We start from the raw sequence: 15,592 nt of genomic DNA, 5'->3' as shown, positions 1-15,592 counted from the left end.
TTCCGCCCGTTACTTTTTCCATGAGCCAGAAACTGAGCGGGAGAAAAAGTAACAAAAAGCCCTAAAGAATAAGATGTAACAATATTCATCTCATGTCATTTATGCTTATCTTTGGCTCTAAAAATCATCACGATATGAAAAATGTATTTTTATTAGGAGCCGGTGCTTCAAAATCGTATAACTCATCCCCAACGGGACAACGTATGCCTATCGCAAATGACTTTTTCTCTACATATTCAAAGTTGCCGATAAATTTTGACCCTTGGGCATTAAAGACTAAATTATTATATTATCTCAATTTGCGTGATGGGTTAGATCATCTTGATTTATTTGATTTTAATGAAGATATTGAGAACTTGCACTCAGAAATACAAATAAAAGCTTATGATATTATAAAAGCCAATAAAAATAATAAGTCAGTCGAAGAGCAAGTAACCTTAGGTGCTTATTATGAACTTATTTTCTTATTTATTGCAGGTATAAACCAGATTCAAAATGGGCCAATTTCTCAAACGCATTTGGACTTAGCTAAATTGGTTACTAATGACGATGCTATAATCACTTTCAACTGGGATACTTTAATGGATCGTGCTTTGATGGAAGTTACGAGCTGGAATTGCGATACCGGTTATTACGTTAAACCGCTTGGAGTTTATCGTGATAAATGGATGAACACAAACATCAAAAGTATTCAGATGCCGAGATTGCTTAAACTACATGGGTCAAGCAACTGGCTAACCAGCTATGTTACTTTTGAAAATGGAAAAGAAATCCCTATGCAAGCACTTAGTGCTGATAATTTTTTTGTTTATGAAAGCACCCAAAATCCATATTCAACTTATGCTGGAAGATATATGGATGGATATGAACCGTTTTCTTACGGATATTATCCTCCTAATTTGCAAACAGAAGGACGTGCCGCACCCAAAGGTTTTCTAATAACAAGGATGCGACCTAAAAATCCTTTTATGAGAGAAGGGGTATCTGATGACTCAGGTGTAATCTCTATGCCATTGATTATTCCGCCAGTAAGAGATAAAAAGTATGATTTTTATGGGAATCTATTCACTAACCTATGGGATGAGGCGGAAAAACAACTCATTGAAGCGGATAAGATTTTTGTAATTGGTTATTCATTCCCAAAAACGGATTTGAGAAGTAGCGAACTTTTCAAAAAAGCATTTTCATCAAGAATAACGATGCCCGAAGTAATAATTGTTAATCCTGCTCCAGAGCTTATCGAAGAAAGATTTGTGTATGATCTTGGAATAACAACAGACAAACTTATTACAATTAAGGACTATTTCGATAGTAAAATAATCAAGAATGTAATAGTTAATAAAATGAAATGAAAACAAATACCGTTTCAATCATTACTCTTTTATATAGGTTTTAGCAACCTGCATAAACATTCTTTTGTAATCGGGAGAGTACTTCGTTGATAGATAATACTCAAAGGATATTATTCGATCTTTATACATCTTTATTGCCTCTTCTTGTGTACGGGCTTTTTTCGCTATATCCTCGGACACATATTTGTGATAAGAAGAAATCATCTTGTCTAAAGAACCTTCTGATTTTTGGAGTAAGTCTTTATAAACTATAAATACATCTATATTTATGATAGTTATATTTTCTATACGGGAAACATCATATTCCTCTCTCATTTTTTCTAACTCTTCCTCAAACCACATCCTCACCAGATCATTTATACCCGGACAATTATAGATATTATCATGTAGAATGATAATTGGGTATATTCTGATATTTTTTTCTTTATAACCTTGATCCCATTCCGCAGTTTTTCTGAGTATCTTTTGCGTGTTATTTAATAATTGAAGCACTGCTTTATTATCAATTCCACCATTCCTTTTTTCTTCATAGTATAATCGTTTCTTTAGTTCGCTCGAAATATTTTCATAATCATTGGAAACTTTAGTTTCTGATGGGATAAGTATATCTTTTGATTCAAATAGGAAGATTTTATTTCCGTTACGAATATAGTAATCAGGCTCTGCAATAATACCAAATTCATTTTTTATATAGTCGCCTGGCATTTGAATATATTTTTTGCCATATACATCTTTCAAAACATTGTACAAGAGGGTTTGCTCTGAAAAATAATCACAATAAAAAGATCGAAATCCCTTTATTTGCTGGTTCTTTGGTAATTTAGCGTTCAACTCATTTAATTTGAAATATACCCCTTTGTATATTAGTTCTAACAGAAAATATCCATATACAAAATAATAATTCCCTCTACTTTCTTTATAAATAGGATGACTTCGCAATATCCTGAAGTCCATATCCTCTATACCCGCATCTATAACAAGTTTTTCTATAAACTCACATTTTTTGTCATACTCCTTATCTGATGGATCAACAAGCAAATTGACATATGTTTGGTCATCATCTCTTCCCCAATAGATATAAGCAAAAGAAGTCATAAACTGCATAAATTCCTGCCAATCAGCACAGTTATAATATTCCAAATATTTTTCATATAACAACTGTGTCTTCTCATTTGAAGATAAAAACTCATAAAGATAAATGGCTTTCACTGTCTGGACATATAATTCCTGCCTAAACCGATAATTTGTAATATCAAAGTATTGGAACATTTGAGCTAACAATAATGCCTTAGCTCTACCTTCTTGAATATGTTTTGTGCTTTCACTTGCTGTATTATCCCCTGAATTTATTTGTGCATTGAACAACAGATAAGCCTTAAATACATTCATTTCTATTTCAGGCTCTGACAATGTAGTCTCAACTGCATTTATATTGTCAAAAACATATTCATAAAGTCGTAAAGAACTTTCTATGTTAGTAATAGCATAATGATCAATATTATCCTTGCTATTTTCTAAGTTTCTCCATAGCTGGTTTATGTATTCATTATTCTCTTTAGTGAAATAACTTGATAAATAGTCATATACAGTCTCGCTTTTTCGAGTAAGAAACAAAGCACATAGCCGTAATAGGTCATGTCGAGAAATTCCTTGTAAGTAATTAGATATTTCTTGTGGATTTTCTGGAAAACAATCACTATATTCTAATCTGATAAACTGTTTCATATGCCTGCATAATTTTCTGCAAAAATACCCATAAAAAAACACCTGACGAAATATTCTGTCAGGTGTTTTTCAATAAGTTACCGGCACTTGCTTATTTATCTTTCCCTGAAGACAGCGTTTTCTCCAGCCCATCCCAGATATTATCCGCAATAACTTTCGCCGTCGTTTCATGTTTAGGAGGAACAGATGTCGCACCGCTTTTATAGGTATTTATATGCGTTCTGACAGTATCCGTTATGGAAAAAGTATAGAGTTCTCCCGAAAATAACAGAACCTCGATACGGGCGCTAAAAGGAGTGATAGAAGCTATATCCTCAAAACGTATAACTCCCGGAGCATCCGGCCCCGGCAACTGTGATTCGGATATGCCCACCGTGGGAGAAATACCGGGAAATACAAAGCAGTCATTCTGCACCTCAATGCCATGCAAGCGAATGGCCGGAGCCAATTTCTCCGCGACTTCGGAGCGGGTAAGCGCACCGAAAATGTTGTCTGATAATTTTTCTGTTGTTTCCATATTCGTAGCTCTAAATCAATAAACGAAATCGGGCGCAAGAGTTACTGACATATCGGCTTTAGAGGCACAGCCAGCGCCCATGTCCACTGATAGTCTGTAATCTTACGCCCTTTCGATATATGATTTTGCTCATATACACGAATAAGGCAAAAGAGAACTATCATACTTGGGTGGACTTTTGTCAATTGGCTGTTTTCTAAAGCCCCTTATATGCTGTTCTTTCCCGCTTCCGGAGTATTGGATATTATAACCCGATACCCATTTGCAAAGATAGGAATTAATTCCGGTTTTTACATAGAATCCTGACCCTATGTGTTATCCGGCTATACCGGTCTGCGTATTTTGAACCAAAATACTTCATTTCAAGTACCATCCAACTCTACATTTTCAGGCCACCTTTCTTTTGGGGTGGCGTAAACTGCTTTTTGGGCGGCGTGGAAATTTTAGGCGGTGGTGTTTTCTTTTGCATCATTTCCTCTTTTTCCGTTTTCCCTGTTTGCAGTTTATTATCCGCCGGGGTATTCTGTTTTCGGATATTCGGAAAATCCTCTTTGAGTATCTCCCCTGCCAATTTCCTGACCTGATTCATCACCTCATTGCGCCCAGCTTCATCCGGTGCATCCCGGAACCTCTCATCCAGCGGGTCGAAACGGTCGTGATAGGAAAAGAAATTCGGAAAATCATCTGCAATCTCCGGATCATGGCATTTCGGGTCGGACAACCACAAAAGGGCGCTTATATCATAGGTATCGGTTGGGAGTGGAATAATATCGGCATCCAATCCGGCAAACCGGATAAATTGCTCATTTTCCGGAGCCATGTTATATTCATTATTGACGCACACAGCCCTGAAATCGTTCCTGTCGCAATATGCGGAAGCCGGGAGCATCCCGAAAGGCTCCGGCCCATCGGCATACAACGCACCCAGATCCGGATTCACTTTGCCCAACTGCTGCGCATCCGGGATTACATCCAATTTATTGAGGAGTGTAATATCCAGCCGGGCATCAAAGTAATTGGCAGCATGGAAATCAATATATTTCTGTTGCAACTCTTCACCCTGCTGTGTCCCATCGAACAGAACCACCCCTTTATCCGTTTCAATCCCGTGGTAGGTTGGGTAGTCCATCCTTTCCCCGAAATTGGAATACCTTAACACGGCGTGCTGGTATGCAGGCTGTTTTTCCAATTCTTTCTGCGAATTTTCCTGAAACAACGGGTTTAACCCGTTTTCGTAACAATACATGGCCGGATACAAGCGTATAGCCTGATGAGGTTTCAAGCCCTGATCTTTTATCGTATCAAATACCCTTTGATGATGTGCTTCATCACTATCTCCCCTTTTCCAATATGGAACATCCCTACTGTCCTTAAAGCGGTAATGAAGGAAAAAATCATTCAGGTAAGGTGCGTCCCTTCCTTTTTGGAGATAATAAACTGCATCGTATATGAACTCATGGAAGTTTTCATACATGATGTCACCCTCCATCACACTCTTGACTTTCCCTTCGGGGGAAAGCATCATATAAAGATCGCCCGGTTTTATTATCCGGTAAGGATCGAAATTCTTATTTTCTTGTGTTTTCATCTTTAACTTATTAATGTTTGTTATTTTATCTGCTCCGGCAGGCTTCAATCGCGGAATTAACTTCCATTTTGAAACGCATCGGATCGGCAACGAAATGGTAAGTATTGATTGCGCCTCCGGTGGTAACGAGCAACGTGCCGTACCCAAAGAGCCTGCCCGCTACGCTCTGCGTAACTATAAGCCCCTCTACCTTTGTATGTACCAGCTCCCGTACCCGGCGGCTGATAACGCCCGTTTTTAGTATCACCCGGTAATTGGTAACAATGAACAAGGAATCAATCTTAATAAAGATTCGTTGTACCAGTGAAACCAATCCCAGGAACAGCACGGTTATACCGAGCCATTTCATTACCGGGGAAGAAACCCCGTAGAGGATAAACCCGCCGATAGCCAGCAGGCATAACGGCTCCCAAAAGAGAAGAAAGTGGATGCTGGCCCTGTATATTATTTCCTCTCCCGGTTGAAAATAGGTTGCAAGGAATTTCACGTTGATTTTTATAAGTCGTTATTTAACAATTCTAACAGACAGCAGCACCAGCCGGCAGGATTCAGGAAACCTTTACCTTTCCTTACTTCGTAATGCAGGTGGCTGCCCGTTGTTACTCCGGTATCGCCTACACAGCCAATCTGCTGCATGATACTTACCGGATCGCCCGTATTTACCATCGTTTTACTCAGGTGGGCATAGAACGAACGGAAACCGCATGCGTGCCGGATTTCTATATAATATCCGTACCCTGTATTATACCCCTTCCGGGTTACGACGCCGTTCCCCGTGGCATATACCGGAGTACCTTTCACTTGGGTAATATCAATCCCCGTGTGGAACATCCGTACCTTGTAAACAGGATGTTTACGTATCCCGAAACCCGATGAGATTACCGGTTTCTTCACCGGAAAAATAACGGGATAGTCCGATAATTCTCCGACGGACATTTGTAGCGAATCCGCTATCCGCTTAAACCCTGTTATCGTGTAAACAGTTTCCGTGCATTGCTCGACCGCCTGTTCCCTCTTGGGTGATTTACCCGGCTGGCCCCATACGGGCAGGTGCATCAAAACGATGATGGACATTATGATGAATTTCATAATTAGGTTTTCAGTGAAGCAGGCATCCGGTATATACCGGACGCCCGCCTGCGCTGTGAGTTTTATTCCCCGTCTTCATCATCGTCCCCGCTGTCATTCTGCCAGCTGAACGTCTTTTTTGCTACTTGCCCGAAGCTATCCTCAATATAGACATCTATCGTCTGTTGATCCGTACCGAGCGAGGTGTAATACAGCCTGAACTCCGTCCTGTCGAGCGGATAGCGGTCATTCGGGGTAAAAAGCATCCCGTCGTCCATGCGAAGCTCCCCATTGCCGTCGGACTGAAAATAGCGGATTGTGAATTTCACATCGCTGTACTGCCCCTCCCGCACCAGCGTACAGCGGATTTCCGCCGTTTGTCCGGCAGTAATCTTTTTCTGTACCGGCATCGTTTCCAGGTCGAATGTATATGCCTGTTTTACATCCAGGTCTTCGGAACAGGCAACGAACATCAGGATGATGGCCGCCAGCCACGCCGTCAGTGCAAGTATCTTTTTAAAACCTATCTTTTTCATTGCAAAGTTGTTTTTAATGTATCATAAATTTCAGCCCGATACCGAACTGTGTATGAAAATGGCCGGTAGTCGTACCCCATAGGATACGTTCCCGCCCCGTCAGTAAGAGGATCACTTTATCGGTCAGATAGACATCGACCTGAAGCGTGATTGCTCCGCCGTACAGGAACTTATCTTTATTCTGTATCGTAGAGCCGTCATACAATAGATTGTCGCCCCAATTCACCGTTTCATATCCGGCCATCGCCGAAGCGCCCAGATAGAAGAAAAAGGTTTTGGAGCCGTCGGCCATAAACTTATAGTAGTAGCCTCCTTCCCCTGTAAACTGTACCACAGGGATGCGCCCATCCTTATAGGGATAATACCGGTTCAGGTACTCCGCGCCGAACACCCATTTATTGGCGTTCTTCGTGTAGGTCGCCATACCGGCACCGAAGTAATAACCCAATTCGTTACGGCTGCCGGACGAGTGAAAACCATCCACCATACCGCCACGTATTTCCAGTCCCCGCATCCCCGGCAGGGCACGCTGGGCGTGCGCCTTGTCCGCAAAGACAAAGCACAACGCCGCCGCTATAAATAATACTGCCCTTCTCATTGTTATCTCGCTTTTAGTTCGTTAATCACTTTGGCACGAACCAGGTCGGCGTTTTCTACCGTAAAGGTTTGGTGTCGCCCGCCTTCTTTTTCGTACAGTTCCACAACCAGGTGCTTATCGTCCGGTATCGTGAACTTGGGCAGGGTGAACACCGTGCGTTCACTCTTTTTGCCGCCCACGATCATCATGTAATTATGTGCCCGGATCGGCCAGATTACCTGTTCCTGAATGGCGGTGCGCTTGGCTACCTTTTTATCCACGATTTTAAAGGTGATATGATCTACGTCGAAAGGCACGTTGGACGAGTTTTTCAATTCTGTATGGAAATAGAGCAACTCGTTATGCGAGTAAATGCCTTTTAAGAGGTGCTGGATGCCGAAACGTTTGCAGCCAATATGCTTAATCTCCCGTTTGTTGTTCTTATAAATCGACCTCATAATCAGTTTCACCAGCAGGGGCGATTCCTGCCCGAGTTCTTTCATATATATTTCCATCGCGTTGTTCGGGCGGTTCACAGCTTCACCATCGTGCAGAAAATCGGTCATCTCGATAGACAGCTTGCGGGGTTCATCGGCATAGCGAACATTAAAGGTGTAGTAGGCACCGTCTTCGGTGATGACCGCCAGATTGCTCTCGCGGCTGAAATCCCGCAGGGCGGCTTTCACCCTCAGTACGTTTTCCGTGCCGTCGGCTTTCGCCGCCAGCAGATCTGCCGAGCCTAAATCCACATAGCGGATGGCTGCCGGGAAAATGATATGCACCGTCTTGGAGAACGTAACCTCCAGCGCGTAGGGCGGTATCATGCGGTTGAAAGTGAGCGGACGGGTCAGCCCGTCGAAGTAGTCGCCCTTTGAGGAAAATGTAACGCTTTCGGTTTCCTGTGCGTTGGCTGTAAAGATGCACCCAACCAAAGCGAGTGCTAAAAAAATCTTTTTCATACTTGATTGTTTTTTATGGCACCGGGTGGATAGGCCCGGAACCGGATTTAACTTTGAATTTTTAGTGGTCTTATTATTTCATGGGAGGAAGAAGCAATACCTGATAACCGGCTTTCAGGGTTATCTTGACCGTCCGCATTTTCTTACTGACATACTGCGATGCACCCTGTATGGCACTTCGCCCCAGGTCGGCCAGCAGCTGGGAACCGGCATCGTCCGTAATGGTGATGCTGCTTCCCATACCCGAACCCATATTGGCGGCTATCTCTTTGACGGCATTAATTTCCTCCGAGCCGGGAACGAAAATGCCCTCCCCGCCATCGAGGTCGAAAACCATCAGTTCTACGGGTATCACATTTCCGGCATACTGTACGGCACTGACAGCAATACCCATCCGTTCACCGCTGATCCGCGCCGACCCGTTTATCACCGTATTGGCGGGAATCAGGGTCGTTCCGGCCATCATCGGTTCCAACAGCCGTAGCCCGACCTCCTGACCGTCGGTAATGGTTACCGTCTGATAGACACACGCCCGGATGCTGTTTTTCTCCTTCACATCCTCATTCCCGGCAGCCGTGTGGAATCCCCAATTACGGGGCTTCACAAACTCCTGCATGAAAACCGAATCGGGCATAGGTGCCGCCAGCAATGACACCACATTACGGCGCACCTGGCGAACAGGCTGCACGGCAGCCTTACGATTGCCGGAAGTGGCAGCGGCCTGCGCCGCCTGGGCATCGGTAGCAGCGTTTTGCTGTCCGCTACCCATATACCGGGCGGCAATGGCGTAGGACTTCTCAATCATCGCCAGTTGGTCTTCCTCTGCGGACTTGCGCTGCTGTTCTTCCTCCAACCGGCGTTCCAGTTCCCCGATGCGCTGCTCCATTGCCAGCCGGGCCTGTTCGTCCGCTTCCTTCGCGGCCGGTTCCTCATAAAAACTGCCCAGCTGCTTGTTTACATTCTCGTATGCAGCGACGGAAGACCGGAAAGCGTTGTTACCACGGGTGTCAACGCCTCCGGAGGGTTCCGGTTTCTCGTAATACTCCACTGTTTGGGAAGCCGATGCGGATTGTCTTTCGGTTTCATCTTCACCCAGGGAGAAGGCGAAATCCTGCAAAGACCGCATTTTTTCCTGTTGTTTACTCTGCATGGCTTCCTGCGTGTAAGCGTCGATCTTGTCGCCCACGATACCGTTCTGTTTGGGTGTGGGCAGTTCGGTATTGAAACCTTCCTGCTGTTGCTCTTTGTCCTCCCCGGATGGGGCGAAGATGAGCCACATGGAAGCTGTGAACAGCAGGAACAGCAGCGGGAAAATGACCATTTTCTTCCGCTTCTGTATTTGCTGGGGCGTGAGCTGTTTTTTCTCTTTCTCCGCCGCAGGCTTATTCTGTTTCTCTGTCGTATTCATAATTAAAATCGTTTATTTGTTTTACACTGTCCAACTGGCTCTGTTTCTGCCGGAGTTCCAGTTCCAGCCGCTCGATATGCTGAATTTGCATCCGTTCCCCTTTCCCCTTACCGAAGCGGTAAATGGAGGAAATGGTGAAGTAGAGGGAAAGCCCCGTAAAGAGCAGAAACATCGTCAGGATGACTATTATCCGCTTGTCCGGGGTAATTTCCCCGCACAGCCGCCTCAGGTGGTCTTCCAACCACTCCCCGAAGGCTTTTATTTTCTTGCGTACCATACTCTTACCTGGCTAATGTCCGCACATCGCGGTTTTCGACAATCTCAAACTTTTCCATTGTAAACCCGTGCGGGTTGTTATCCGAGCGGACGGAATTAATCAGGTTGCATCGGGTGACGAGCGAACGCTCGGTGATATTGCTCTGGCGGATAATCATCTGCCGGGCGTAGGTTATAGCCCGGTAGGGATACACTCTCATATCCACCGCCACAGAATCGACCTGCACGGTTTGATTAATATTGCCCGACACAATGCGGTTATAGTACCCCTTTTCCTGAAAATCCTGATAATACGCAAAGGCACTCTTATCCACCAGGAACAGAGCCCGGTTGATATTGGATTCGATGGCTGCCCGGTCGGGAGAGAGCGTAAAAAAAAGCTCGTGAAACCGACGTATATGCTCTTTCGCTTCGACCGGACGATTTTGCGAAAGGTCTTGCGAGAGGGCCAGCATGAGGGATTTTCCCCCATCGAGTATGTAAATTTTCTGCCGCTGCGCTTCGGCAAACTGGTAGGACTTGATTACACTGAATACCGCCACCACCGCACAAAGGCAGAGAAAGACCATGCCGAACAGCCTTATCTGCTTAAAGCTGCTTTCTATGTTTTTTAATGATTTGAACTCCATATTGATACTGATTAATAATGACTGTTAAGCGCTTCCTGAAGAACCGCCGTTCTGTGTTGCCAGGTTCTGCCCGTTGGGAGAGCCGGAGCCACCGCCGCCTGAATCGCTGCCGCCCGAAGAACCGCCTCCGATCTTTCCACGGAACCTGCGCCCCAGTACATTACCGGCAATACCTCCGGCCACACCTGCGGTAAATGCGCCGGCCCGGTTGATACCGCTCATCGCACCGCTGGCTCCGCCGCCCGATTGGATAATCCACTCGGCGACCGTCGGAACGCTGAAATAGCCGATAATACCGATAATCAGAAAGACGATATACACCCCGTTCGAGCTATCCGGAATATAGCTGGGGTCTTGCAGCAGGGCAATGTCGCTTTCCAGCATCAATGCCTGAATTTTAGAGAGTACCGCCGAAAAAATGTCGGCCACGGGAAGCCACAGGTACACGCTTATATACCGGGAAATCCAGTTGGTAAGGGTAGACTGGAAGCCATCGTAAATCGACAGGGCGAAGGACAACGGCCCCAATATGGCCAGCACCACCAGGAAGAATGTTCGTAAGGTGTCCACCGTCAGCCCGGCGGCGTTATACAGCAGTTCAAAGAAATCCGTCACCAGCTGCCGGAACCACATCTTTATATTATACCAGGTGTGTTCCCACCACATGGACACCATCGTGCCGATTTGCCGGATGCCGAGTTCTGAGAATTTTTCTTCGTACACCTCGTCATTAACCAACCATTCCTTGCCCTCGCGTACCCGCGCTTCATACTCCAGCGCATCCCGTTCTTGTTGCAACTGCTCTACGTTGGTCATCTGGCTTTCCAGAATACCGTGCGCTCCGGTGACGACAGGCGACATGACCGCATTGATGGTACCCAGCACTACCGTTGGAAAGAACATGATGCACAACCCGATGGCGAAAGGCCGGAGCAGGGGAAACACGTCGATTGGCTCCGCGCTGGCCAGTGACTTCCATACCCGGTAGGCCACATAGAACAGAGCGCCCAATCCGGCCACCCCTTTGGCGACACCGATCATGTCGCCGCACAGGGGTAGCATATCCTGATACAGATTGCGGAGAACCTGATGCAGGTTTTCAAAATTTATTGCAAGTAGTGTCATGGCTTACCAGTATCTGTCTGACGGTTTGCCATAGAGCGCCCGCACCCTCTCCATATCACCTTTTTGCTGGCTGCGGATAAAGGAGATGGAGATATTTTTATTCGTGTAATATTGGGTCAGGTTGCGGTAATCGACCATTTTGGTATAAATCTGGTCGATTACGTCCATCCGTTCCTTATCCGAGAGGGAGAGGCCGTTTCCGCCTGTGATGATGGTTTTCAGTTCCGTGACCAGCGCTCCGCCTTCCTCCAGCAATTTGGCATAGCCCAGGGCAATAGCTTCCAGTTCATTGACACTGAAATTGGGATCGGACGCCATCTTGTTGAACCCGGTCGAATACATATTGGTGATGTCGCCGATCATTTCAATGGTACGTTTCACCTTACGGGCATCTTTTATCAGGTTATTGACCGATTTAAGCGCGTCGTAGTAGGCTTTTCCCTGTTCATAGATTTTTACCGTTTCCTTTACATTGCTGACCAGGTTGCTCACGGTGGAGGTTGATTTAACTACCTGCTGTATGTTCTGCACCAAATTGGACGGGTCGAGGACTGTCCACTGTGCTTTTACCTGATGCGCGAAACCGAAAACGGCCACGCATAGTATTAAAATCAATCGTTTCATATTGTTACTTTTAATTGTTATTGTTTCATTGATAAGGGAGAAGACACCCGCCGAAGCGGGTTAATCCTCCACCCTGTAATAGTCCCCTTCGGTCGAAAGGGTAAGCACATCCCGCAGCGGGTCGTAGTAAATGGCAATCCAACCGTACAGGTTAAAGAATACAGTACCACCATAACGAAATAACCGGGTCGTGATACTGACCCCTGTTTTGTAACTGTACGTTATCCGGTATCCATGTCCGCTGCGGACAACTTCCACTTCCGGCGAGCCGAAAGAGTTTTTCCAACGGCCCTGTAAATCGGCCATCCGGAAATTGCTGTCCACTGCTTGGGCAGGTATATATTCTTTCCTGTACATGGCTGTTCCGGTTTTAATTTTTACCCTCGTTTAGCTGTTTAATCGCCAGTTCTATATCCCCGCCCAGGCTTTCCGCCAGCTCCAGCACCTCCATCTTTTCCGATTCCTCGGTGGTATAGGTCAGGTATTCCGAACGGCTCACTTCGGTGGCGTACACCGCCGATTGAACGCCGCCCAAACCTATCCAGACCTCTTTATAGAAGCGGCCGGGATGATTAGACATATTGATGGAGAGTATCTGAGATTTTTCCTTATCCGTCAGGCCCAGAAGCGACTGGATCGCCCCGAAACGGTTCATAAACTTTCGCTGGTCTAACAGGATTTTGCAGTCCGAGTTATTGATAATGGATTCCTTGACAATCGGAGAGGAAATAATATCCTCAACTTCTTGCGTAACAGTGACGACCTCGCCGAAATACTTACGGACGGTCTTGTACATATAGCGCATATAATCCGCCATATTCGCCGAAGTGAGCGCCTTCCAGGCTTCCTCCACAATCAACATTTTCCGCACTCCTTTCAGTCGGCGCATCTTGTTCACGAACGATTCCATGATAATGATGGTCACCACCGGGAACAATTCTTTGTTATCCTTGATGGAATCCACCTCGAAAACGATAAACCGTTTACCCAGCAGGTCTATGTTTTCTTCGGAGTTCAGCAGGAAATCGAAACGGCCGCCTTTGTAATATTGGCGCAGGGTAATCAGGATATTGTCGATATTGAAATCCTCTTTACCCACCTTTATCTCCCGCTGTTCCAGTTCCCGTCGGTAATCGTCCTTCAGAAACTCATAGAACGTATCGAAGCACGGGCGGATCGTCCGGTCGCTGCGGATCAGGTCAATATAAGCGTTTACCGCACTGCCCAATTCCCCGGATTCGGTTTTGGAAACCTTATCTTCCTCACCTTTCCAGAGGGTCAACAGCAGGGTTTTGATGCTGTCTTTCTTTTCTACATCGAATACATAATCGTCCGTGAAAAATGGATTAAAACTGATCGGGCTGTCTTCCGTATAGGTGTAGTATATTCCGTCCTGCCCTTTGGTTTTGCGGTTGATAAGACCGCACAGGCCCTGATAGCTGTTACCCGTATCGACCAAAACCACATGGGTGCCCTGTTCGTAGTATTGTCTTACTAAGTGGTTCATAAAGAAAGACTTACCGCTCCCTGAAGGCCCTAACACGAATTTATTCCTGTTGGTTATTGTTCCCCTCTTCATCGGCAGGTCGGATATATCCAGGTGGAGGGGCTTTCCGCTGACGCGGTCGCACATCTTGATCCCGAAAGGCGATGGGGAGGATTTATAGTTGGTTTCTTCGGTAAAGAAACACAAGGCCGGCTCGATGAACGTATAAAACGATTCCTCGGCCGGAAAATCTCCTGCATTGCCGGGCATACCCGCCCAATAGAGTGTTGCCGCATCTACCGTGTTATGCCGGGGCCGGCATTCCATAAGTGCCAGCTGACTGCCCACATCGTTGCGGATATGCTGCAATGTTTCGGCATCTTCCGCCCAGGCCATCACGTTAAAGTGCGCCCGGATGGAGGTCAAACCAAAGGAATGAGCCTCGTTCAGATACTGGTCTACCCACTCCTTATTTATTTGATTTCCACGGGAATAACGCGACAATGATTGCATATTACGCGCCTGTTTCTCAAAGCGGCGCAGGTTTTCAGCACTGTCGTCCAAAAACAAATACTGGTTATACACATGGTCACAGGAGAGAAGCAACCCCACAGGCGAAGCGAAAGACAAAAGGCAGTCGCTGCGATCTGTGGACAGTTTTTCGTAACGTATATTGGTTCCCACCCGTCCCGGCAGATCTTCCACATCGGAGAGAGTATGCAAGCATACCCGCTTATCACCGATCCGAAGACCGTCAGCTCCCAGTTCCATATCCTCCAGCGATGTCGTATCCTCCATCGAGAGGGCAAAGTATTTCTCTATCAGTCCGGCGTTATCCGGTGTTCCGGTGATTTCATCGTCCGTCAGGCAAGTGATGGTAATAAACCCCGAATCGTTGATAATCCGCTCAAACTGACCGGTCGCTTCCAGAAATTTAGTTGCGGTGTCCTTATTGACCTCTTTGGGGATAATATTGCCCCGGCAGAGCGTTGAAAAGTTACTCTGCATCCGCATCCGTTCCTTTGTCGTTTTGGTAAGGAACAGATAGCAGGAATGATTCAGGAAAGGCCGCTCATTGAAGTGCCGTTCGTAACTGCGGGAAAGGAAACTCATATCCCCGTCGCCTGTCTGCGGCCGGTATTTTTCGCTAATAAACCAGTCGGCCTTATGCACAATGCTGTAATCAGGCAGCACCTTGACCGCTTTTACCCAGGCGGCGTGTATGGCTTCATATTCCGCGCTGGTTACAGTAAACAGCTCCGGTAGTTCCACCCGGTAGGCCACCGTTATATCGGCATCCTTACTGATGATGCAACCCGCCTCGACAGCCAGCAGAGGGAACTTGCTCTCTACCGTAGTAGCTTTCATTATATTCCTCATAACGCTTTCTTCTTTTTATGGAGGAATAAGCGGCAGGCGATTTTGCGGTTAATCAGGTAGCGCGGATGCTGGCGCCTGGCGCCCAGCTTCATCAGTCCGTGCTGCCCGTATTTCGCATTGAGGTGGAATGTCAGCCATACCAGCATCGAAGCCGCAATCACGCCGAAACCGATACATACCCATTGGTCGATACCAATCATGTAAAGGATGACGAACAGCACGAACACCGCCAGTAGGCCGCCCGCAAAGACAAACAGATATTGCGATGACAACCCCTTAAATTCTACGCTCTTGCCTATTCCTTTATTAATAGTGTACTCCATACTATTGCTTATTTTGGAG

17 protein-coding genes are annotated in these 15,592 nt (G+C 46.0%); 1 reads left to right on the top strand and 16 read right to left on the bottom strand.

Annotation, left to right across the window (positions count from 1 at the left end):
- Positions 1 to 134 precede the first annotated feature (134 nt).
- Positions 135 to 1,352 carry a hypothetical protein gene (locus tag M1P97_RS03275; RefSeq protein ID WP_221656217.1) on the top strand — a complete coding sequence of 406 codons (1,218 nt, stop codon included), beginning with the start codon at positions 135 to 137 and terminating at the stop codon, positions 1,350 to 1,352.
- A gap of 21 nt (positions 1,353 to 1,373) precedes the next feature.
- On the opposite strand, the gene M1P97_RS03270 is transcribed toward M1P97_RS03275, so the two are convergent.
- The 16 genes from M1P97_RS03270 to M1P97_RS03195 all read right to left on the bottom strand — a co-directional run bounded on the left by M1P97_RS03270 (position 1,374) and on the right by M1P97_RS03195 (position 15,573).
- Positions 1,374 to 3,077, bottom strand: a complete 1,704-nt coding sequence (locus M1P97_RS03270) for a hypothetical protein (RefSeq protein WP_221656216.1) — start codon at positions 3,075 to 3,077, stop codon at positions 1,374 to 1,376.
- 91 nt (positions 3,078 to 3,168) lie between these two features.
- The gene (locus tag M1P97_RS03265; RefSeq protein WP_225638100.1) at positions 3,169 to 3,594 is read right to left on the bottom strand and encodes a hypothetical protein; all 426 of its coding nucleotides are present in this window, start codon (positions 3,592 to 3,594) and stop codon (positions 3,169 to 3,171) included.
- Between the two features lie 379 nt (positions 3,595 to 3,973).
- Positions 3,974 to 5,182, bottom strand: coding sequence for a DUF6047 family protein (locus M1P97_RS03260; protein WP_221656215.1), 1,209 nt, complete (start codon positions 5,180 to 5,182; stop codon positions 3,974 to 3,976).
- 25 nt (positions 5,183 to 5,207) lie between these two features.
- Positions 5,208 to 5,669 (bottom strand): PH domain-containing protein, encoded by a 462-nt coding sequence (locus tag M1P97_RS03255; protein ID WP_221656214.1) that lies wholly within the window; start codon positions 5,667 to 5,669, stop codon positions 5,208 to 5,210.
- An 8-nt stretch (positions 5,670 to 5,677) separates the two neighbouring features.
- Positions 5,678 to 6,271, bottom strand: coding sequence for a M23 family metallopeptidase (locus M1P97_RS03250; protein WP_221656213.1), 594 nt, complete (start codon positions 6,269 to 6,271; stop codon positions 5,678 to 5,680).
- A 62-nt stretch (positions 6,272 to 6,333) separates the two neighbouring features.
- On the bottom strand, positions 6,334 to 6,786 hold the full coding sequence (locus tag M1P97_RS03245) for a DUF3872 domain-containing protein (protein ID WP_249388350.1): 453 nt from the start codon (positions 6,784 to 6,786) through the stop codon (positions 6,334 to 6,336).
- Between the two features lie 13 nt (positions 6,787 to 6,799).
- Complete coding sequence (locus M1P97_RS03240; RefSeq protein WP_225638097.1) at positions 6,800 to 7,384, bottom strand: conjugal transfer protein TraO; 585 nt, start codon at positions 7,382 to 7,384, stop codon at positions 6,800 to 6,802.
- A gap of 2 nt (positions 7,385 to 7,386) precedes the next feature.
- On the bottom strand, positions 7,387 to 8,322 hold the full coding sequence (gene traN, locus M1P97_RS03235) for a conjugative transposon protein TraN (protein WP_221656210.1): 936 nt from the start codon (positions 8,320 to 8,322) through the stop codon (positions 7,387 to 7,389).
- A gap of 73 nt (positions 8,323 to 8,395) precedes the next feature.
- A complete protein-coding gene (traM, locus tag M1P97_RS03230; protein WP_221656209.1) occupies positions 8,396 to 9,730 on the bottom strand; it encodes a conjugative transposon protein TraM in 1,335 nt (444 codons plus the stop codon).
- Entirely contained in the window at positions 9,705 to 10,007 is a 303-nt protein-coding gene (locus M1P97_RS03225) for a TraL conjugative transposon family protein (protein ID WP_221656208.1), read from the bottom strand. The genes traM and M1P97_RS03225 overlap by 26 nt, the downstream gene beginning before the upstream one ends.
- A gap of 4 nt (positions 10,008 to 10,011) precedes the next feature.
- Positions 10,012 to 10,635 (bottom strand): conjugative transposon protein TraK, encoded by a 624-nt coding sequence (gene traK / locus M1P97_RS03220; protein WP_221656207.1) that lies wholly within the window; start codon positions 10,633 to 10,635, stop codon positions 10,012 to 10,014.
- 24 nt (positions 10,636 to 10,659) lie between these two features.
- Complete coding sequence (gene traJ, locus M1P97_RS03215) at positions 10,660 to 11,760, bottom strand: conjugative transposon protein TraJ (RefSeq protein ID WP_260459575.1); 1,101 nt, start codon at positions 11,758 to 11,760, stop codon at positions 10,660 to 10,662.
- 3 nt (positions 11,761 to 11,763) lie between these two features.
- A complete protein-coding gene (locus M1P97_RS03210) occupies positions 11,764 to 12,384 on the bottom strand; it encodes a DUF4141 domain-containing protein (protein WP_249388349.1) in 621 nt (206 codons plus the stop codon).
- Between the two features lie 60 nt (positions 12,385 to 12,444).
- Positions 12,445 to 12,741 carry a DUF3876 domain-containing protein gene (locus M1P97_RS03205; protein ID WP_249388348.1) on the bottom strand — a complete coding sequence of 99 codons (297 nt, stop codon included), beginning with the start codon at positions 12,739 to 12,741 and terminating at the stop codon, positions 12,445 to 12,447.
- A 13-nt stretch (positions 12,742 to 12,754) separates the two neighbouring features.
- On the bottom strand, positions 12,755 to 15,250 hold the full coding sequence (locus M1P97_RS03200) for a TraG family conjugative transposon ATPase (protein WP_249388347.1): 2,496 nt from the start codon (positions 15,248 to 15,250) through the stop codon (positions 12,755 to 12,757).
- Complete coding sequence (locus M1P97_RS03195; RefSeq protein ID WP_221656203.1) at positions 15,247 to 15,573, bottom strand: DUF4133 domain-containing protein; 327 nt, start codon at positions 15,571 to 15,573, stop codon at positions 15,247 to 15,249. The genes M1P97_RS03200 and M1P97_RS03195 overlap by 4 nt, the downstream gene beginning before the upstream one ends.
- Positions 15,574 to 15,592: the final 19 nt, after the last annotated feature.

It is taken from the genome of Parabacteroides leei (assembly GCF_023369805.1).
In the GTDB taxonomy this organism is placed as follows: Bacteria; Bacteroidota; Bacteroidia; order Bacteroidales; family Tannerellaceae; genus Parabacteroides; species Parabacteroides leei.
This window is presented reverse-complemented; position numbering and strand designations above follow the sequence as displayed.

What these genes read in the sequence shown, in the direction of transcription:
- M1P97_RS03275 (WP_221656217.1), top strand. Translation starts at nt 135, where the DNA reads ATGAAAAATGTATTTTTATTAGGAGCCGGTGCTTCAAAATCGTATAAC.
- M1P97_RS03270 (WP_221656216.1), bottom strand. Translation starts at nt 3,077, where the DNA reads ATGAAACAGTTTATCAGATTAGAATATAGTGATTGTTTTCCAGAAAAT.
- M1P97_RS03265 (WP_225638100.1), bottom strand. Translation starts at nt 3,594, where the DNA reads ATGGAAACAACAGAAAAATTATCAGACAACATTTTCGGTGCGCTTACC.
- M1P97_RS03260 (WP_221656215.1), bottom strand. Translation starts at nt 5,182, where the DNA reads ATGAAAACACAAGAAAATAAGAATTTCGATCCTTACCGGATAATAAAA.
- M1P97_RS03250 (WP_221656213.1), bottom strand. Translation starts at nt 6,271, where the DNA reads ATGAAATTCATCATAATGTCCATCATCGTTTTGATGCACCTGCCCGTA.
- M1P97_RS03245 (WP_249388350.1), bottom strand. Translation starts at nt 6,786, where the DNA reads ATGAAAAAGATAGGTTTTAAAAAGATACTTGCACTGACGGCGTGGCTG.
- M1P97_RS03240 (WP_225638097.1), bottom strand. Translation starts at nt 7,384, where the DNA reads ATGAGAAGGGCAGTATTATTTATAGCGGCGGCGTTGTGCTTTGTCTTT.
- traN (WP_221656210.1), bottom strand. Translation starts at nt 8,322, where the DNA reads ATGAAAAAGATTTTTTTAGCACTCGCTTTGGTTGGGTGCATCTTTACA.
- traM (WP_221656209.1), bottom strand. Translation starts at nt 9,730, where the DNA reads ATGAATACGACAGAGAAACAGAATAAGCCTGCGGCGGAGAAAGAGAAA.
- M1P97_RS03225 (WP_221656208.1), bottom strand. Translation starts at nt 10,007, where the DNA reads ATGGTACGCAAGAAAATAAAAGCCTTCGGGGAGTGGTTGGAAGACCAC.
- traK (WP_221656207.1), bottom strand. Translation starts at nt 10,635, where the DNA reads ATGGAGTTCAAATCATTAAAAAACATAGAAAGCAGCTTTAAGCAGATA.
- traJ (WP_260459575.1), bottom strand. Translation starts at nt 11,760, where the DNA reads ATGACACTACTTGCAATAAATTTTGAAAACCTGCATCAGGTTCTCCGC.
- M1P97_RS03210 (WP_249388349.1), bottom strand. Translation starts at nt 12,384, where the DNA reads ATGAAACGATTGATTTTAATACTATGCGTGGCCGTTTTCGGTTTCGCG.
- M1P97_RS03205 (WP_249388348.1), bottom strand. Translation starts at nt 12,741, where the DNA reads ATGTACAGGAAAGAATATATACCTGCCCAAGCAGTGGACAGCAATTTC.
- M1P97_RS03200 (WP_249388347.1), bottom strand. Translation starts at nt 15,250, where the DNA reads ATGAGGAATATAATGAAAGCTACTACGGTAGAGAGCAAGTTCCCTCTG.
- M1P97_RS03195 (WP_221656203.1), bottom strand. Translation starts at nt 15,573, where the DNA reads ATGGAGTACACTATTAATAAAGGAATAGGCAAGAGCGTAGAATTTAAG.